This window comes from Nocardia brasiliensis IFM 10847, from assembly GCF_000710915.1.
Lineage (GTDB): Bacteria > Actinomycetota > Actinomycetes > Mycobacteriales > Mycobacteriaceae > Nocardia > Nocardia brasiliensis_A.
Genome location: NZ_BAUA01000149.1, coordinates 15,429 through 35,388 on the forward strand (window position 1 = coordinate 15,429; position 19,960 = coordinate 35,388).

The window sequence follows — 19,960 nt, forward strand, 5'->3', positions numbered from 1 at the left end:
AATTGACCGCGGCGCTATCACCGGACGATAACCCTGTTCTTACAACGTAACTGATTTTTAGGTGATGCCCGAATGATTTTCGGCGTGAGAGCATCCACCACACGATGATCGCCCGACGTGTGCCGGCGATTGATCAGGCTCGAATTGAGCTCGGCTGGAAAGAGTTTGGTGGATCGTATGAATGAGCAGGCCCCGCTCTCCTTCGGACAACAGCGATTGTGGATCCTGACGGAGCACGGCCAGGCCAGCGTGGCCTACAACGAAGCGATGGCCTTCGAGCTGCGCGGGCCGGTGGACGACCGGATCCTCGCCCGCGCCCTCGACGCGCTGGCCGCGCGGCACGAGGCGCTGCGCACCCGGCTGGTGCCGAGCGGGGCCGAGGTGCACCAGGTGATCGATCCGGCCGAAACCGGTTTCGCGGTGCAGTTCGTGGACCTGACCGAATCTTGCGACGCCGCAGCGCGTCTGGCCGACCTGCGCCGGCGTAATGCCGGCGCGGCGTTCGACCCGGTGCGCGGCCCGCTGGCCAGGGCCGACGTGGCCGTGCTCGCGCCGCAGCGCCGGGTACTGCTCATCACGGTGCACCACATCGTCTACGACGGCACGTCGCGGACGATTCTGCTGCGTGATCTCGGTGCGCTCTACGCCGCGCTGCTCGTCGACGGCACCGCCGACCTGCCGCCCCTACCGCAGCAGTACGCCGATCATGCGCGCTGGCAACGGGAGTGGCTGGCCGGTGCCGAACCTGCCGCGCAGGCCGACTATTGGGCGCGGACTCTGACCGGTGCCCCGCCGCTGCTCGAACTGCCCACCGATCGGCCGCGGCCGCCCGAACAGGATCATCACGGGGACCGGGTGCGGTTCGTCCTCGACGAGCGCCTCGCCGCCGACCTGCGCGCACTGGCCCGCGCGCACGGCACCACGCTGTTCACCACCGCGCTGACCGGTTGGTCGGTGTTGTTGTCGCGGTTGAGCGGTCAGTCCGATGTGGTCGTCGGGGTGCCGAGCGCCAACCGTGGCCGCGGGCGGCTGTCGAACGCGATCGGGTTCTTCGTCAACACGCTGGCGGTGCGCGTCGTCCTGTCCGAAGCACCGACCACCGCAACGCTTCTCGATCGCGTGCACGGCGCTTTGCGGGGCGCGCTGAAACACGGCGACCTGCCTTTCGAACAGGTGGTGGAGCTGGTCAAGCCGCCGCGCAGTCCGGCGCACACGCCGCTGTTCCAGACCGCGTGCGCGCAGTTCCCCGCGCTGCGCGGGCGGTTGGCGCTGCCCGGCGTCGAGGTCGAGCCGCTCGAGATCGACGATGCCCCGGTCAAATTCGATCTGGCCCTGGGCTTGGTCGAGGAGGACGACCGGCTCGTCGTCGAGTTGGAATACGCCACAGCGCTGTTCGAACGGACCACGATCGAACGCTACGGCCGGTATCTGCTGCGCGTACTGCGGCAGATGGTCGAGCACCCCGATCGCGCCGTCGTCGACCTTGCCTTGCTGGACCCTGCCGAGCAGCGAATCATCTTGGAGCAGTGGAGCATCGGAGCGGCGACGCAGCCGTTCGCTCCCGACGGCGTCGTCGGGCGATTCGAGGTACAGGCGCGGGAGCGGCCGGATCAGCTCGCGTTGGTCTGCGGGACACAACGGCTCGATTACGCGACGCTGCGTCGGCGGGTGCACCGGTTGGCGCACGCCCTTATCGCCCGCGGTGTCGTCCGTGACCAGGTGGTCGGCCTGCACGCGCGCCGCTCGGCCGAGCTGGTGGTCGGCATGCTCGCCATCTTCGAAGCGGGCGCGGCCTATCTGCCGCTGGACCCCGCTCAGCCGTCGGACCGGCTGGCCGCCATGATCGGCGACGCCGAACCGGCACTGGTGCTGAGTGACGCCGAATCCCGTCCACCCGAATGGCTCTCGGTGACCGCGGTGGAACAGGAGTCCGACCGCGACGACGCTCCCATCGTGGAGACCGCCGGGGCAAATCTGGCCTACGTCGTCTACACGTCGGGATCCACGGGCAGGCCGAAAGGCATTGCCGTGCCGCATCGTGGGCTGGTCAATCTGCTCGACCAGTGGCTGCAACGGTTCGGTGCGCTGCCCGGCGCGCCCGCGTCCGCATGGTCGAGCATCGGCTTCGACGCCTCGTTGCAGGAAATGCTGCTGCCGTTGACGACCGGCGGCATTCTGCACCTCGTGCCCGAGCAGTTGCGGGGCGATCCTGCGGCGCTGCTGGAGTGGCTGCGTGAGCACCGCATCGAGCAGGCGTTCCTGCCGCCCGCTTATGTGCGCTGGCTCGATGAAGACCCGCACCGGCGGCTGGCCGGATCGTCGTTGCGGCAGTTGAAGTCCGGGGTCGAAGCTCTGTCCGAGCTGGCGCTGGCACGGTTGCGGCAGGTGCTGCCCGGGCTGCGCGTCCTCTACGGCTACGGGGCGACTGAGACCACGGTCTACAGCTCGGCGCACATCGATCCCGAACCGCGGCAACGGCCGTGCCCCATCGGCCGACCGTTGCCGGGCACCCGCATGTACATCCTCGATCATCGGCTGCGGCCGGTACCCGCCGGCGTGGTGGGCGAGGTCTATGTCGCCGGGGCGGGGGTGACCCGGGGATACCTGAATCGGCCGGATCTGACCGCGCAACGATTCGTCGCCGATCCGACGACGGCCGGCGAGCGCATGTATCGCACTGGCGATCGCGCCCGCTGGCGTCAGGACGGCATCGGTGAGTTCGTCGGTCGCAGTGACGATCAGGTCAAGGTGCGCGGCTTCCGGATCGAGCCGCGGGAGGTCGAGGCGGCGCTGCTGGCGGTGTCGGGCGGACGGGAGGCGATGGTGCTCGTCGACCGTGCGCCGAACGGAGAGCCACGCCTGATCGCCGCCGTGGCCGGGAGCGACACGGGTCGATCCGCGCACGAATGGCGGACGGCGCTGTCGGATCGGTTGCCGGACTACATGATTCCCGCCATCGTCGCCGAGGTCGACCCGTTCCCGTTGAACCGCAGCGGAAAGCTGGACCGGCCCGCTCTGCTGGAGCGCATCCGCGCCGAATACGCGGCGCGGGTGAACACCTCCAGTCCCCGCGAGCACGTGGAGATGGCGCTGTACCGGATCTGGCGTCAGGTGCTGGTGCATCCCGCCATCGGGATCAGCGACAACTTCTTCGACGTCGGCGGCACCTCGATCTCGGCGATCCGGGTAGCCGACGCCATCGCCGCGGAGTTCGGGCGACCGGTGCCGATACCGGACCTCATGCGCTATCCGACGATCGAATCGTTCGCCGCACATCTGCGCGCGGAGGTCGACGTCGCACCGGACAGCACGGTGATCGATCTGCGCGCGGGTACCGGACGGCAGCGGGTGGTGTGCGTGCATCCGGCCGGTGGCACGGCCTTCTGCTATCTGCCATTGGCCGCGGCACTGCCGGAGACGACGACCGTGCAGGGTCTGCAGTCGCCCGGCATTGATCCGGGGCAGTCGCCGCTGCCCACCGTGGCGGCCATGGCCGAACACTATCTGCGGCTGATAGATCCGGATCCGGCCGAATCGGTGGTGCTCTGCGGGCTGTCCTACGGCGGCCTGGTGGCCTACGAAATGGGCCGCCGGTTGACGGCACAGGGGCACACCCAGGTGAGTGTGGTGCTGCTCGACACCCACGGGCTCGCGGCGGCCGCGACAATCGAACCCGTTGCGGCGGAGGAGTTCCGCGAGAAACTGGTGCGGTTCAACGGCATGTACCCGGGCATCGATGACGCGCAGATCGAGCGATACCTGCGCATCTACAACCACAATCGGCAGACCGGCTGCCGCTACCTGCCACCGGAATCGGCGGCGCGGGTGGTCTTCATGCAGGCCGTGTCGGGCTCGGCCGATACACCGGAATACACGGCGGCCGCGGACTTCTGGCGAGATCGCGCCGGTGGCGGGCTGTCGGTGGTGCCGGTGCAGTGCGGCCACTGGGAGATGCTGGAGGGCGATCAACTGCCCCGGGTGGCCGAGCTCATCGTCGCGGAGCTGGCCCGGTTGTCGGACGTGGTGTCGGCGGTGGAGTCGTGATGGGTGCCGATCCGAGCGTGGCCGCCGCGGTCCACGATCAGGCTCGGTGTACGCCCGCCGCGGTCGCGCTGTGCGACGGGGGACGTGATCTGGACTACGCGACCGTCGACGCGTTCGGCGCGCTCGTGGCACTGGCTTTGACGGACAACGGCGTTCGTCCGGGAGACGCCGTCGCGGTAGCGCTGCCCCGTGGGTGGCAGCTGGTCTGCGTCATGCTCGGCATTCTGCGGCTCGGCGGGCAGGTGGTGCCGCTGGACCGGCAGAGCCCACCGGATCGGCGCGGCCACATTCTCCGCGACTCGGCCGCGGTGGCGGTCGTGCACGACGGCGGCGTCGAACTGCCGGAATCACTGCTGTCGCTGCCGGTTTCGGCGCTGTTGACCGGCGAGCGCGCAGTGCCCGGACCGCCTGGCGCACCGGCTGCTGCTTCTTTCCTGTTCTACACCTCGGGAACGACCGGACTGCCCAAGGGCGTCGAGGTGCGGGACGCGGGAATCCTGCGGCTGGCCCGGCCCGGCTACATCCCGATCGCAGCAGGCAATCGCTATGCGTGCCTGTCCAATCCGGCCTTCGACGCGCTGAGCTTCGAGGTGTGGGTACCGCTGGTGACCGGCGGGTGCTGCGTGATCATCGACGACGCGACCGCACAGACGCCCGACCGGCTGGCCGAGGCCCTGCGCAGGAACCGCGTCGACACGGTGTTCACCACTACAGCGCTGTTCAACGCCGTGGTCGACGCCGTTCCCGACTGCTTCGCCACGGCGGGCCAAGTGCTCGTCGGCGGGGAACAGCTCAACGTCACCCTGATGCGGCGGTGGTACCGCGACAACGCGGCCGCGCGCACTCAGCTGTATAACGTGTACGGGCCGACGGAGACCACGACGTTCGCACTGTGCCATCCGATTCCGCGGGAGTACTCGGCCGAGCGGGTGCCGATCGGGCGGGCGCTGCCGGAGACCGGCACGCTGGTGGTCGTGCCAGACGCGGCACGGAGCGCGGTCACGGGTGAGGTCGGCGAGCTGTATCTGTCCGGCGCGGGTGTCGCGGTGGGATATCGCAATCTGCCGGAGGAGACCGATCGACGCTTCGTGCGACTGCCGTGGCACGACGGGGGTCGTGCACGGTTCTACCGCACCGGTGATCTGGTGTGCCGCAACGCGGACGGCGATATCGAGTACGTCGGCCGCGCCGATCGGCAGGTCAAGGTGCGCGGCTTCCGGATCGAGCCGGGGGAGGTGGAGCGCCAGCTGATGGCGCATCCGGGGGTGCGGCAGGCCTTCGCGTGCACGCACCGCACCGGCGACCACGGGCCCGCGGAGCTGCTGGCGTATCTGGTGACCGACCCGGAACTGCCGTTCGCGGAGGTGGATCGGCATCTGACCGCCACCGTGCCGACCTATATGCGGCCGCATCGCCTCTACCGGGTCGGCGCGTTGCCGTTGACGGCCAACGGAAAGGTCGATCAGGTCGCGCTGCTGAGCCACGCGAATCGGCCGTGGCGGGCCGACACCGCGCCCGCCGAGGTCGCCGCCTGGCAGCGGACGGTGCTGGAGGTGATCGGGCAGGTGCTCGATCTGCCGGACCCGCGGCTCGGCGATCGGTGGATCGCCTGCGGTGGCGATTCGCTGGCGGCGCTGCGCTTGCGGCACCTCGTGCAACGGCGTTGGGGCTGCGATATTCCGCCGGGACTAGTGCTGAAAGCGGACTTCGCGGAGTTGGCCGCGGCCATCGACGCCGGGCGGGCCGCAGGCACGGCGTACTCGTCGCTGCCGACGCGGGAGGCCGCCGTGGCTGCGCCGGCGACCAGCGAGCAGCAGCGAATGTGGTTGCTACAGCAGCGTTCACCACGATCGCGTGCGTACAACGTCGCGCTGGCCTTCGAGGTGGCGGGCACGGTGGACGCAGCGGCGCTGCGTCGCGCCCTGTGCGCGGTCGTGGCCCGGCATCCGGCGCTGCGGACCGGATTCGCCGCCGCGCCCGCGGGACTGCGCCAGGTGGTGGGCGAGCCGTACGACCCGTGGGTGACGCCGGACGTGGCCGCGGCTCGTGACGAGCACACGCGACGCCACTTCGCCGACCGATTCTTCGGTGTCGCTTTCGATCTGGCGCAGCCGCGCATGCTCGCCGCCTGCTGGCTCGCCCACGACGGTGGCGGCACCCTGCTGCTGCGGTTGCATCACATCGCCGTCGACGGCTGGTCGCTCGGCGTGCTCTTCGCCGACCTGTCGGCGGCCTACGCGGGCGAGTCCATCGAAAACCGCGGCGCGGCAACGACTCCACTCGACTTCGCCGCCTGGCAGCAGGACTGGTTCGGCAGTGCGGCCTACCGGACGCAACGGCTCGAATTGGCCCGGCACTACGCGAATGGGGAGCCGAACGATCCGTTGCGTCCCGATCTGGCACGGCCGTTCGCCGCCGCACGGCTGGTGCACACCTCGCTCGACGCCGATCGCCACGGCCGGGTGGACCGGTTGTGCGCCGATCTGGGCCTCACTCGTTTTCAGGTGCTGCTCGCGGTCTTCGCGTGGAGTCTGTACGCGGTGACCGGACGCACCCGATTGCGGATCGCCGCCCCGGTGGCCAATCGTCCCCTGTCCGAATTCGAGACCAGCGTGGGGATGTTCGCGAACACCGTGCTGCTGCCGCTGACGGTCCGGCCCAGCGCCGAGGCGAGCGCCGAGCTGCGCCGGCTCGGCGAATGCGTCCGTGCGGTGCTCGACCGCCAGGACGTGGCGCTGGCCGATGTGCTCGCCGATACCGAATTCGGTAGTGACAGCGTGCCGTTCGACACGTTGTTCGTCTTGGAGAACACCGACTTCGGGGCGCTGGCGCTACCCGGTTGCACGACGCGTCCGCGGTGGATCGCCACACCGGAGGCCAAGTGCCCGCTGACCCTGTCGGTGGTCGAGCGTGCCGACGGGGCGGACCTGCTGTGGGAGTACGCCGCGGATCACTTCGACGCCGCCGAGGTGGCGGCGCTGGCGGCGCTGTTCGAGCGTGGCCTGGACGCGGTACTCGAAGACGGCACCGCGAAACCGGCCGATCTCGCGGCTCCTTACCGAAGTGGTCTACCCGAGTCCGGGCGTGGTGCATCGGTGCCGTTGTCGTTCACGACGGTGGCCGAGGGCTTCGCCCGGCAGGTCGCGTTGACCCCCGCCGCCCCTGCGCTGAACGCGGGCGGGCGCACGGTGACCTACGCCCAGCTCGATGCGCTGTCGGCCGCCCTCGCGGCTGATATCGCGGCGCGGCAGGCGCGTTCGAGTTCGGATGACGGATTACAGTGCGTGGCCCTGTTCTTCGAGCCGTCGATCGAACATGTGGTGTCGTTGCTGGCCTTGGCGCGCCTGCACTTGACCGCGCTCCCGCTGGACCCGGCCTATCCGCCAGCGCTCCTACGTCAGATGCTCGAGCAGGCCGAGCCGCTTCGCGTACTCCTGTCCCCGGATGCGGTCACCGCTTGGGATGTCATCGATGACGGCGCTATCGCCCGCCACGTAGTGGCTCCGGAAACCGAGCCGCGCGACGAATTGCCCAGCGGTGGGAGAGCAGACGCGGCAGACGGAACGCGGCCGCTGTACATCCTGTTCACCTCCGGCTCCACCGGGACGCCGAAGGGTGTGCAGGTGCCCGATCGTACGCTGTGCAATCTGCTGCGCTGGCAGACGGATTCGGGTGGGCTGGGTGCCGCGGCCGTGACGCAGCAGTACTCCGCGCTGTCGTTCGATGTGTCGTTCCAAGAGATCTATTCGACACTGTGCGGCGGGGGTTGCCTGCACCTGGCGCGGCCGCAGTGGCGGCACGACATGTCCGCCCTTTTGGATCAGCTGGAGTCCGCCCGGGTGGAGCGGATCTTCCTGCCCTATGTGGCTTTACAGCTGCTGGCCGAGCACGGCGTTCGCTCCGGACGTCATCCGGCGAGGCTGCGCGAGGTGATCACCGCGGGGGAGCAATTGGTGGCGACCGACGCGATTCGGCGGTGGTTCGCGGGGATGCCGGGAGCCCGGCTGTTCAATCATTACGGGCCGACCGAAACGCATGTGGTGAGCAGCCTTTGCCTGGACGCCGATCCCCTGCGCTGGCCGGACCGGCCCGCGGTCGGACAAGCGGTCGACAACGCGGTGCTGCGCGTAGTGGACGAGGCCGGTCACCTGGTGCCGCCAGAGGCGGTGGGGGAGTTGCTGATCGGTGGGGTCATGGCGACGCGGTGCTATCTGGGGGACTCCGGTGCGAACGCGGATCGGTTCGTCGAGGTGCCGGGTGTGGGGCTGTGCTATCGCAGTGGTGACCGAGCGTTCTTCGATAGTGCGGGGTTGCTGCACTATGTCGGCCGCGACGACGAGCAGATCAAGGTGAGTGGACACCGGGTGGAGCTGGGCCAGCTCGAGGCCGCGCTGCTGCGGTTCCCGGGCGTCGTGCAAGCTGTGGTGGTGCGCGACGGTGGTGCGCTGGTGGCCTGCCTGCAATGCCGTGACGTGGCGCCGGAGATGGCCGCGTTGACAGCGCATCTGGCGCGGTTGTTGCCCGCCCAGGTCCGGATCGACCGCTTCCGGCTGGTGCCGGAGTTACCGCGGACGCCCAGCGGCAAGCTGGACCGCCGCGCCGCCGCGAGCGCGCCCGGCAAGGATTTGATCCGTACTCCGGTCCAAGCGGACTGGTCGGGCCGCGAAGCGGAACTCGCCGCCGCGTTCGAAACGGCGACCGGTGTACCGATCGGACCGGGTCAGACCTACTTCGGCGCGGGCGCAACAAGTTTGGCGTTGATGCGCTTCCACCTGTACTGCAGTACGGAACTCGGTCTCCAGTTCACCGTCGCCGACCTCTTCGAGCACGTCACCATCGGCGCCCTGGCCCGTTTCGTGGACGGGTTGCCTGCGTCTGCCGCCCAGGATGCGCCGGATGTCGCGGCGGACGATCCGATCGCCGTCGTCGGCATGGCGGTCCGGCTGCCGGGTGCCGATGACTTGGCAGGCTTCTGGGATATGGTGTGCCGCGCCGATCGCGGCATCGAATTCTTCGATGCGCCGGCAGATCTGGTCGGGGCACGCAGTCAGATGCGGGGTCTGCTGGCATTCGATCCCGACCGTTTCGGAATCAACCGGCGCGATGCCGCGCTGATGGACCCGCAGCAGCGCCACCTGCTGATGAATTGCGTACAGGCGCTCGCGCACGCGGGCATCGCCGACCCGTCCGAGCGCGAAGTCGGCCTGGTCGCGGGGTGCGGGGAGAACACCTACTTCCAAACCATGCTGCGCGAGGCCGACCCGGCGCTGCTGCCCGACGAGTTCCAGCTCGCGCTGCACCACGACAAAGACTTCCTGACCACCAAGGTGGCCTACCATCTGGGCCTGACCGGCCCGGTGTTCACCGCGCAGGCCGCGTGCGCGAGTTCGCTGGTGGCCGTGCACCTCGCGGCCGGACTGCTACGCAACGGGGAAGCGGAGGTGATGCTCGCCGGCGGCGTGCTCGTAGACCCGACGCTCACGGGCGGGTATCGCTACCGGCCGCAGCACATCTTCTCGCCGGACGGGCACTGCCGCCCGTTCAGCGACGACGCCGGCGGCACGATCGGTGCGAGCGGGGTGGGGGTGGTCGTGCTCGAGCGGCTGTCCGCGGCACGCCGCAACGGTCACACCGTGTACGGGGTGATCACCGGCTCCGCCGTCAACAACGACGGCGCGGCGAAGATCGGGTACGCCGCACCTGCGCTCGCCGGGCAGCGCGCGGTGATCCGGACCGCGTTGCGCCGCAGCGGTCGTCGCGGTGCCGAGGTCGCCTACGTCGAGGCGCACGGCACGGGCACCCGCCTCGGCGACCCGGTGGAGGTCGGCGCGTTGCGTCAGGCCTTGGCATCGACCGAGTCAGGTGGCTGCGCGCTGTCGACGGTCAAGAGTCAGCTCGGTCATTTGGGCGCGGCGGCCGGTGTGATCGGGCTGATCCGCGCGACCCTGGCGCTGCATCATGGATTGATTCCGCCCACAGTGGATTTCCGGGCGCCCAACCCGCAGCTCGCGGGCGATCTCGATCCGTTCTACCTTCCCGCCGAAGCACAGCCGTGGCCGCCGCACCGCCCGCGGGTGGCCGGGGTCAGCAGCTTCGGCATCGGCGGTGTGAACGCGCATGTCGTGCTCGAAGCCGGTGCCGTCGACGTGTCGGAAGCGAAACCGATTGCCTGCCTGACGCTTTCGAGTAGCAGTGCCGCCGCGCTGCGCGCCGATGCCGTGCGGATCGCCGCGTACCTCGCGGCGAACCCCCGAACGTATCCGCAGGTGCTGCGTCACTTGCAAGCGGGCCGCCCCGAGCAACGCTGGCGCATGGCCGCGTTCTGTGCCGACGTGACCGACGCGGTCCGGTGGTTGCGGACGGGATCGGTGGTCGCCGTGGACGTGGTCTCAGATCAGGTGCCCGCGACGCTACCGCCGGAGGAACTTGCCGCGGCTTGGTTGTCGGGCCGATCCATCGGCTGGCAGGCGGGACCGGCGCAGTCGCCGTGGGACTTCCCGCCTCCGGTATTCGATCTCATCGATTGCGATTTCGCCCGTGCCGAAAGCCGACCACCCCAGCCGGATTCGGTCGAGGCGAGCGGTCCTCGGCGACTACCCGAGGGTGATTGGTTGTCCCAGCCGCACTGGGTTCGCACGCGCCGCGCGGGTGCCGCGCCGGTACCGCCGCGAAATCGCCTGCTGGTCCTGGTAGCCGATGCGCCGTTCCAGCCGGCAGTGGTTGCGCCCTTCGAACAGACGTACTTACGTGTCGTCCAGGTTGTCCCCGGTGGCGAGTACCGGCGGGTGGCGCCAGACGTCTTCGAGGTGGACGCCGCGGATTCCGACTCGCTGCGACAGGTGCTGGATGTGCTGGCCGAGACCGACTGCGCCGGGATCGAGTGGCTACACGCGCTGCCGTTGCGCGTCAGCGGGCCGGTGGGACCGGACAGCGTCGAACACGCGACCCGGGCGTGTGTCGATACCCCGGCGGCTTTGCTTCGCGTAATGGCGGAGCACGCTGTCGCGCAACGAGTTCGGGTGTGGTGGTTGTCGGCGCAGGCACGCCCGGTGGACGGCCCGGTCCGCCGCCCGGAGCCGAATCTGCTTGCCGGGGTGTGCGAAGTAGGCACCCAGGAGACGGGTGTGCCCGGTTCGTGGATCGATCTGCCCGGGACGGATCCTGTCGAATGGGCCGCCCCGCTGGCGGAATTGCTGAGCGGGTTCGACGTCGGTGCCTCGGTGCCGAAGCAACTCGCGCTGCGGCAAGGGTTTTGGTGGCGGCAGCAGGTGTCGCCCGTCGCAGCGGATGCGACTGCCGCACTGCCCACGGCGGCCGGTGTGCACCTGGTGCTCGGCGGGACCGGCGGCATCGGAGCGAGTGCGGCCGCATGGCTGCTGGATAACGGTGCGGAGCGAGTCGTGCTGCTCGCCCGCCGGGCGCAGGTTCCAGAAGTGTTGTCGCCCTGGGCTGATCGGGTCGAGGTGCTTATCGCGGATCTGGTCGAGAGTGATCTCGACGGGCTGGTACGCCGCATCGGCGAGCGGGTGGACCGGCTCGACGGTGTCGTACACGCGGTCGGTGTGGCGGCGGGTGGGCTGATCGCTCGTCGCGACCCCGCCGCCGCGCGGCAGTGGAGCGCGGCGAAACTGCGCGGAGCCCTGTTGACGGAGCGGCTGATCCAGCTGCACCGGCCCGCCGTCGCCGTGTATTGCTCGTCCATGGCGGCCTGGTTCGGCGGCATCGGCCAGCTCGATTACGCCGCCGCCAACGCACTGCTCGACGGATTCGCCGGGTATCGAGGCGGTGCCGGAGAGACGACGGTGCGGGTGAGTATCGGCTGGGATGTGTGGCGGGAGACGGGAATGGCGTTGCGCGCGTTGCCCACAGACCCCAGGCACCGTGCGCATCTGGCCGTCGGTCTCACCGTCGCGGAGGGACAGCGAGTGTTCGCTCGCGCCCTCGGCGCGCAGCTGCCGCAGCTGCTGGTCTGCACCACCGATCTGGACGATGCCCGCGCCTTCTATGCCGCCGCGCCGACCGACACGACGGCGGCGGGCAGTGCGGTGGCGCTCGAGTCGGCGCAACAGCTGCTGCGTGCGGAGCTGTGCGAGGTCCTGGGTCTGGACGAGCTCGATCGGAACGCGTCGTTGTACGACCTCGGTGCCGACTCGCTGACCATGCTCGATCTGCTGGACACGATCAAACAGCAGTTCGGGGTCGAGTTGGAACTCGCCCGGCTCAGCCATCGGGTGTGCCTCGACGAGATCGTGTCCCGCCTCGCCGAGGCGGCGGGCGCGGCCGGGCCGGAGGACGTCGTACTGGACGTGTGGCAGGAGGGCGACGGCCGCGACGTGGTGTGCCTGGTGCATCCGGTCGGCGGGGACATCCAGGCCTATCGGGAACTCGTCTCGGCGCTGGCACCGCGGGTCACCGTGTGTCTCATCGCGGATCCGGCCTTGCGGCAGGACACTGCGCCTTCCTGGACGGTCACCGAGCGGGCCCGCCACTATTACGCCGCTCTGCGCACGCGGTTTCCTGCCGAGGAATGGCGATGGCAGCTGGCCGGGTGGTCCTTCGGGGCCTGGGTCGCGATCGGGATGGCCGCCGAGGCGGAAGCTGCCGGGCAGCCCGCGCGGAGGCTGCACCTGATCGATCCGCCCCCGCCGGGCGCGGGCGCGCTGGTGCGTGTCTACAACCAGGCTCGGCTCGATGATGTCTTTGCCAGGGAACTCGACACCGCGGGTGTCGCGGCGGCCACCGCCTATGCCGAACGGTTGGCTCAGTGCTGTCGCGCCAACTTGAACAGCATGGTCGAGCACCGGCTTCCGCGCCTGACGGACACTCCCAGCGAACTGTGGCTGGCCGAGCAATCGGCCACCAGCGGGCCGAGTTCAACTGTACGGCAGCAGGACTGGTCTGATCACCTGGCGGCGTCCACCCGATCGCACCGGGTGGAGACCACCCACTACGGCATAGTCCGGACGCCGCATGCCGGCGTCATCGCCGAGGCGATCAACGAGGAGGTCCACGCCCACCGCCCGGCTTCTTAACGCAGCTCAAGTTGCAATCTGGTCTACCCTTTTCGTATGACTCAGACACATCCTGGTCGGCCCCGCCCCGGCGGGCGCACGGCACGGACGCGGCAGAAGGTGCACGACGCCGTGCGGTCGCTGTTCGGTGAAGGGCGTGACGTCCTGTCCATCCGGGAGGTCTCCGAGCGGTCCGGCGTCCACGAGGTCACCCTGTACCGCCGGTGGGGCACGATCGAGTCACTCGTGCTGGACGTCGCGGTCACCCAGCTCATCGAGGAATCACCGTTTCCCGACTCCGGAGATCTGCGGCGCGATCTGCTGGAGTGGTCGAATGCCGTGGCCGCACAGGTGCAGACGCATGAGGGCTTCGCCTTCTATCGCGCGTTGGCGATGGCCCGGTCCGCGCTGTATGCCCAGGATGAGGCCCGGCCGACGGTCGACGCGGCGGCGTACCTGCGCAGGCGGATGGCGCAGATCCAGCAGGCGATCGACCACCACCGCGCCGCGAACGGTGGCGATCCGCCCACGGTGGAGCGGATATTCGACATCGTCCTCGCACCCATCTATCTCCGCGCGATCTTCGGTTACTCCGCCCCTGACCTCGACCTCGAGCGTCTCGTCGACCGCGCCCTGACCGAGGGCGACTGAGCGCACCCGAACACTGAACCGCCGCACCGGACCATGCCGGTGCGGCGGTTGTCTTTTCGCGCCCTGGCCTCGAAGGCGTAGGCGATCCCGCGGCCCACTTTGCAAGAAACCTTGCATTAGTGGGTGGCCGGGTTCATACTTCTCTTAATGCAGGAATGCTTACATTAGGGATTCGGGCCCGGCGCGCCGGGTAACCGGAAGACACGTGTGCTTGTCCGATTCCCCTTGTCCTGCAGAGCAGTTCGTATTCCCTGTGGAGAAGAGGATCATCAATGGCCCCGGCAAACACGTCACTCGAAGGCAAGGTCGCGGTCGTCACCGGCGCGAGTTCGGGCATCGGCGCGGAGATCGCGCGCGAACTCAGCGAGTGCGGCGCCTCGGTTCTGTTGGTCGGGCGCGACGAAGAACGCTTGGACGCCGTCCGCGCCGAGCTCGGTGCGACCGCCGACCGGTTGAGCGTCGAACTCACCGCGGACGAGGCGCCGGACGCGATCGTCGCCGCGGCGCTCGCGCGGTTCGGGTCGATCGACATCGTGGTCCATGCGGCCGGTGTCTTTCTCCCGACGCCGTTCGCCGAAACGCCGGATGCCGAACTCGACCTCCAACTGGCGGTCAACGTGCGCGCCCCGTTCCGGCTCACCCGCGCCGCCTCGGCGCACCTGGGCGAGGGCAGCGCGGTGATCTTCGTTTCGTCGATCTGCGGTTATGTCGGATTCCCCAACTCGACCGCGTACTGCGCCACCAAGGGCGCGGTCGAACTCCTGGTGAAATCGCTGTCCACGGAGTTCGCGCCGAAGGGGATCCGGGTGAACGCCGTGGCCCCGGGCAACGTGCGGACCAGTATCAACGCCCATCTGCTCGCCGACGCGGACTACGAGCAGCGGATGCTCGACGCCACCCCGGCCGGTCGCGTCGGTGAAGTGGGCGATATCGCACCCGCCGTGGCCTTCCTGGCCTCGCCCGCGGCCGGGTACATCCACGGCTCGAGCCTGCTGATCGACGGCGGCTGGGTCGCCACCTAGATGTCGGCGTACCGGCAGCCGAGCCTATCCAGTCCTGCTTCGAGGAGTGAACATGCCCTGCACCAACGGGTTTCACGCGCCGTCCCCGTCGGCGAAGTCCCGGTTCGACGCACTCATGGCGGCCAGCGGGCTCAGCGGTGCCACACGTCCACTGAATGAACGGACTGTCCGTGCGGCACTGCGTCAGTACTTCGGGCGTAGCGGCCACCTCACCCGGATCTCGACCGAGAAGGATGACACCTTCTTCTTCGACGATGGAGCGGAGCGACTGCTCGTCAAAGTCAGTGGGACACAAGAGGCGACGAGCGTCGTGCACCTGCAGACCGCGGTGCTGTGCCATATCGCCGCGGTGGCCCCGGACCTGCCGATTCCCGCGCTGCTGCCCGGGATCGAGGGAGCATACGAATACGACCTGATGCCGGCGGACGCGACCGGGACGCGCGTATTGCGGGTGATGAAGTTCCTGCCCGGCTCCGCGTTGAGTGAAAACCAGCCCACCGCAGCGCAACTCGCCGCAGTCGGCCGGATGCAAGCGGCGATCACCAACGCGTTGGCCGGATTCGCCCACCCCGCGCAAGACCGGACCCTCGCCTGGGATCTGCGATATTTCCCGGCACTTCGGCCGTTACTCGATGAGGTCGCCGATCTCGGGGACCGCAGAGCGGGCGAGCGAATCTTCGAGGCCTACGCCGGCCAGGTGCAGGACCGTGTCCCCGGACTCCACCATCAGGTGGTGCACGGAGACTTCAGCGCGCACAACATTCTTGTCGATGCCGCTAGCCCGGAATATGTCTGCGGCATCGTCGATTTCGGCGATACCGGCCGCACCGCGGAACTCTTCGATGTCGCCATCGCCGTGTCGAATCAACTCGATGCCGGCGATGATCCGTGGCGGCGGGGGCTCGATCTGCTGACGGGTTATCTCAGCGTGCGTCCCCTCGACCGTGCCGCGCTCGCGCTGCTGCCGATCGCGGCCGCGGCGCGCAGCCTGCAACGCGCGCTGATCGCGCAGTGGCGCGCGCGGCGTGACCCGGCCCGCGCCGACTACGTCCTGTCCCACGCCGTCCGGGACTGGATGGTGCTGCGGGCTATCGGAGCCGAGTGGACGCCGGTGCTCGATCGCATCCACTCGATCAGCGATTTTTCCTCGAAAGCGTAGGCACACCATGGAATTGCAGGCAGCCGCTGCGCGGGCGCGGCGACCGGAGATGGTGAACGGATTCTCCGACGACGATCTCCAACGCCAGCCGCCGCGCAACCGCGCTCGCATCGAACGCCGAAAGGGCTTGCTAGGGCCTGGATATCAGCTCTTCTACACCGATCCGGTAGACGTCTGTCGTGGACAGGGCGTCCATCTGTACGACGCCGACGGCAACGAATACCTCGATGCCTACAACAATGTCGCCTCGATCGGTCACAGCCACCCGGCCGTGACCGACGCTGTCGCTCGCCAACTCGGCATCCTCAACACGAACACGCGGTATCTGCAGGATCAGATCCTCGACTACTCCGAAGATCTGCTCTCGACGTTTCCGAGCGAGCTGAACCGGGTGACCTACACCTGCACCGGCTCGGAAGCCAACGACCTCGCGATCCGCATCGCTCGCGCACACACCGGAAATGCCGGAATCATCGTGACCGCCAACGCATATCACGGTGTGACCGAAACCGTGGCGGCCTTTTCTCCATCCCTGGGCAAGACCTCGCCCCTCGGACCCCATGTCCGGACCATCGCGGCCCCGGACAGCGTCCGCCACGGTGTATCCGGCGACTTCACCGAGTTCATGCGCAACCAGATCCGCGCCGCGATCGCCGATCTGAACCGCCATGGTTTCGGGCTCTGCGCGTTCATCGCCGACAGCATCTTCTCGTCGGACGGCGTGTTCGCTGACCCGACTACGGTGCTCGGCGCCTTGGCCGAGGAGGTCCGTCGCGCCGGTGGGGTCTATATCGCCGACGAAGTGCAATCGGGTTTCGGCCGCACCGGCGAAGCGTGGTGGGGGTTCCAGCGCCATCGAGTGGTCCCCGACATCGCGACCATCGGAAAGCCGATGGGCAACGGTATTCCGATCGCGGCCGCCGTGCTCGGCAGCGAGATCGGCCGTGCCTTCGGCGAGAACGTCCGCTACTTCAACACCTTCGGCGGCAGCACCGTGCCCATCGTGGCGGCGCGAGCGGTGCTCGACGTGCTCCGAGACGAGCGCCTGATGGACAACGCGCACCGCCTCGGAACCTACCTGCACGACGAGCTGCGCCGCGCCACAGCGGAATTGCCGGAGGTGTTCGAGGTGCGCGGAGCCGGCATGTTCATCGGAGTCGACCTGATCGATCCGACGTCGGGGCGGCCCGACGGTGCGCTCGCGAAAGCCGTCGTCGACGAGATGCGCCGGAACTTCGTTCTGATCTCCGCGTCCGGGCCGGGGGCCAACGTGCTGAAGATCAGACCCCCGCTGGTTTTCGACCGGGCCGACGCGGACCGCCTGCTCGAAACCCTGTCCGGGTCGCTCCGGCGGTTCTGTGCGCGGTGAAAGCCGTTATGCGCCAATTCAGTCCAGTCAGAAGGTAAGCAGATGAGTACGCGAGTGATCGACATCAACGCCGATGCGGGCGAGAGTTTCGGCCGATGGGCGCTGGGGGATGACGCGAGGCTGTTCGAGTTCGTCACGACGACGAACATCGCCTGCGGATACCACGCCGGTGATCCGACGACCATGCGGACCGCCGTCGTGCAGGCGCGTGCCGCCGGTATCGCCGTCGGCGCGCACCCGGGTTATCCGGACCTGCTCGGCTTCGGCCGCCGCGCGTTGCCCGCCACCGATTCCGACGTCGTCGACTACATCGCGTACCAGGTCGGCGCGCTGCACGCGATCGCCGCCACCGAGGCGGTGGCCCTGACCCACGTCAAGCCCCATGGTGCGCTGATGGGCCGGATCTGCCGTTCGCCGGGGCTCGCGGTCGCCGTCACGCGGCAACTACAGGACATCGAGCCCGGCATCCCGCTGATGTTCGCGCCGACCGCCGCCTTCGACGCCGTTCGCGGCGCGGGACTGCCCGCGATCGCGGAGAACGCGGCGGACCTGGACTTCGACGCCGACGGCATCAACATCGTCGAACCGCGGCCGCAGCCGAAAGATCCCGAACTGGTGGCCGCCCGGGCGGTCGAGCTGGCTTTCGGCTCGGTGACGACCACGGCCGGCACCTCGATCGCCATGCCGGTCGAGTCGATCTGCGTCCACGGCGACCGGCCGAACGCCGTCGACATCGCCGCCGCGGTCCGGCGGCGGCTGGCCGCGGCGGGCGTCGCCGTGCGCTCGGCGTTCGCGAAGGCGGACCGGCCGTGATCACGGCGCCCTATCAATTCCTGCGGGACGGGTCGCGGGTGAGTTGCGGTGGCGACGAATTCGTCTTCGTCGAATTCGGGGAGGCAATGGATCTCGCTGCGGCCCTGCGCATTCAAGCGATCACGGCGGGGCTCGGCGGCCTCGGGCTGACCGGAATCATCGACATCGCACCGGCGAATGCCAGCTACATGATTCGGCTCGATCCCGAACTCCTCGACCCGCGGCACCTGATCCGGATACTCGACGGCCTGCACACGCAGTTCGCCGACGCCCAGACGGTGACCCTCGACACCGAGATCGTGGAGATACCGGTGTGGTACGACGACCCGTGGACTATCCAGACCTGTGCGAAGTTCCGTGATCGGCATCAATCGCCGACCGAGACCGATATCCAGTACACCGCGCGGGTGAACGACTTCTCGTCCGTCGGCGAGCTCATCGCCGCGCATTCGTCCGCGCCGTTCATCGTCACCTTCCCGTGTTTCAAGCCGGGGAACACCGAGAGCGTGCAACTGGTGCCGAGGGACAGGCAGATCCAGGCGCCGAAGTATCTGCGTCCACGCACCGAGACTCCGGCCCGCGCGGTGGCGCACGGCGGTGCGTTCACGGTGGTCTATCCGACCAGCGGAGTCGGCGGATATCAGCTGCTGGGCCGGTCGCCGGTCCCCGTCGTCGACCTCGGCCAGACCCTGCCCGGATTCGAGAACTCGATGGTGCTCACGAAGGCCGCCGGTCTCATCCGGTTCCGCCCGATCGACGGCGATCAGTATCGCGATATCCGCGCTTCTTCGAAAAGCGGCACCTACCAATACAATCGGCGTCCCGTTGCGTTCGTGCTCGCGAGATTCCTGGATGATCCCGTCGGCTATGCCGCAGAGCTTGCGGGAGAACTCCGATGGTGACCGTCGAGACCGCGGGTGCGCACACGTTGGTACAAGATCTGGGCCGCGACGGGTATTACGCGATGGGTCTGCCCCCGTCCGGCGCGCTCGATCAGTTCTCCCACCGCTGCGCCAACCTGCTCGTCGGGAACCATCCGTCGGCGGCCACGCTCGAAGTGACCATGGTCGGCCCGGCGCTGCGGTTCGATGCGCCCACCCATGTCGCGGTGACCGGCGGGGACGTGCCGGTCTGGATCGACGGTGTGCTGCAAGAGAACTGGACGACCTTGCGCGTAGCATCGGGCCGGACGCTGACTGTGGGCACCCTGCGCACGGGGTGCCGTGCGTACATCGCGATCCGGGGCGGCATCGACACCCCACCCTTTCTCGGCAGTCGATCCACCTACGTCAGTTCGGCGATCGGCGGTTTGCGCGGCGCGCCGATTCGCACCGGTGACGAACTCCCGATCGGTTTCGCGCAGTCGGGCGCGTGCCCGGGCCCGGGCAGTGCGGTCGACAGCCGACTGCGCCCGACGCTCGCGGGCGGCTCTCGCATTCGGGTGGTGCCGGGCCTGTGTCACTACCGGTTCGACGAGGACAGCGTCGAGAGATTCTTCTCGTCGGTGTTCACCGTGTCTCCGGTGTCGGACCGCACGGGCTATCGATTGCACGGTCCTGCACTGACTTTCGTCGAGCGCGAACCCCCGTTCGGCGCGGGTGACAACCCCAGCAACGTGGTGGACCTCGGATATCCCATGGGATCCATTCAGATTCCCAATGGCGAAGAACCGATCTGCCTGCTGCGTGACGCGGTGACCGGGGGAGGGTACGCGACCATCGGCACGGTCATCTCCGGTGATCTCGACCGCATCGCGCAGCTGAAGGCGCCCGACGCCATCCGGTTCGTGCCGATCTCGCTGAACGAGGCGATGGCAGCCAGAAAACTCCGGAAGCAAAAATTGCGGGAAGTGGAATTCGGCCTCAAATTGTTCTCGATTTTTTGAACAGCA

The 19,960-nt window shown here is 68.5% G+C and carries 9 protein-coding genes; all 9 read left to right on the forward strand.

Annotation, left to right across the window (positions count from 1 at the left end; genetic code table 11):
• The first annotated feature begins 177 nt into the window (after nt 1–177).
• Nucleotides 178–4,044: a non-ribosomal peptide synthetase gene (locus tag NBRGI_RS28325; protein ID WP_029900257.1), complete on the forward strand. Its 3,867-nt coding sequence runs from the start codon at nt 178–180 to the stop codon at nt 4,042–4,044.
• Nucleotides 4,044–13,076, forward strand: coding sequence for a non-ribosomal peptide synthetase (locus NBRGI_RS28330; protein WP_029900258.1), 9,033 nt, complete (start codon nt 4,044–4,046; stop codon nt 13,074–13,076). Before NBRGI_RS28325 ends, NBRGI_RS28330 begins: the two co-directional genes overlap by 1 nt.
• 36 nt (nt 13,077–13,112) lie before the next feature.
• Nucleotides 13,113–13,706 carry a TetR-like C-terminal domain-containing protein gene (locus NBRGI_RS28335; protein WP_029900259.1) on the forward strand — a complete coding sequence of 198 codons (594 nt, stop codon included), beginning with the start codon at nt 13,113–13,115 and terminating at the stop codon, nt 13,704–13,706.
• A 272-nt stretch (nt 13,707–13,978) separates the two neighbouring features.
• The gene (locus NBRGI_RS28340; RefSeq protein ID WP_029900260.1) at nt 13,979–14,728 is read left to right on the forward strand and encodes an SDR family NAD(P)-dependent oxidoreductase; all 750 of its coding nucleotides are present in this window, start codon (nt 13,979–13,981) and stop codon (nt 14,726–14,728) included.
• 52 nt (nt 14,729–14,780) lie between these two features.
• Nucleotides 14,781–15,887, forward strand: coding sequence for a phosphotransferase (locus tag NBRGI_RS28345; protein WP_148310974.1), 1,107 nt, complete (start codon nt 14,781–14,783; stop codon nt 15,885–15,887).
• Nucleotides 15,888–15,936: 49 nt separating this feature from the next.
• Nucleotides 15,937–17,256 carry an aspartate aminotransferase family protein gene (locus NBRGI_RS28350; RefSeq protein WP_029900262.1) on the forward strand — a complete coding sequence of 440 codons (1,320 nt, stop codon included), beginning with the start codon at nt 15,937–15,939 and terminating at the stop codon, nt 17,254–17,256.
• A 42-nt stretch (nt 17,257–17,298) separates the two neighbouring features.
• Complete coding sequence (locus NBRGI_RS28355; RefSeq protein WP_029900263.1) at nt 17,299–18,069, forward strand: 5-oxoprolinase subunit PxpA; 771 nt, start codon at nt 17,299–17,301, stop codon at nt 18,067–18,069.
• Nucleotides 18,066–18,971 (forward strand): 5-oxoprolinase subunit B family protein, encoded by a 906-nt coding sequence (locus NBRGI_RS28360; RefSeq protein ID WP_029900264.1) that lies wholly within the window; start codon nt 18,066–18,068, stop codon nt 18,969–18,971. The genes NBRGI_RS28355 and NBRGI_RS28360 overlap by 4 nt, the downstream gene beginning before the upstream one ends.
• Nucleotides 18,965–19,954 (forward strand): biotin-dependent carboxyltransferase family protein, encoded by a 990-nt coding sequence (locus NBRGI_RS28365; RefSeq protein WP_029900265.1) that lies wholly within the window; start codon nt 18,965–18,967, stop codon nt 19,952–19,954. The genes NBRGI_RS28360 and NBRGI_RS28365 overlap by 7 nt, the downstream gene beginning before the upstream one ends.
• Nucleotides 19,955–19,960: the final 6 nt, after the last annotated feature.

Bases quoted from the DNA above. Each gene is read 5' to 3' on its own strand.
- NBRGI_RS28330 (WP_029900258.1), top strand. From the start codon at position 4,044: ATGGGTGCCGATCCGAGCGTGGCCGCCGCGGTCCACGATCAGGCTCGG.
- NBRGI_RS28325 (WP_029900257.1), top strand. From the start codon at position 178: ATGAATGAGCAGGCCCCGCTCTCCTTCGGACAACAGCGATTGTGGATC.
- NBRGI_RS28335 (WP_029900259.1), top strand. From the start codon at position 13,113: ATGACTCAGACACATCCTGGTCGGCCCCGCCCCGGCGGGCGCACGGCA.
- NBRGI_RS28350 (WP_029900262.1), top strand. From the start codon at position 15,937: ATGGTGAACGGATTCTCCGACGACGATCTCCAACGCCAGCCGCCGCGC.
- NBRGI_RS28355 (WP_029900263.1), top strand. From the start codon at position 17,299: ATGAGTACGCGAGTGATCGACATCAACGCCGATGCGGGCGAGAGTTTC.
- NBRGI_RS28365 (WP_029900265.1), top strand. From the start codon at position 18,965: ATGGTGACCGTCGAGACCGCGGGTGCGCACACGTTGGTACAAGATCTG.
- NBRGI_RS28345 (WP_148310974.1), top strand. From the start codon at position 14,781: ATGCCCTGCACCAACGGGTTTCACGCGCCGTCCCCGTCGGCGAAGTCC.
- NBRGI_RS28340 (WP_029900260.1), top strand. From the start codon at position 13,979: ATGGCCCCGGCAAACACGTCACTCGAAGGCAAGGTCGCGGTCGTCACC.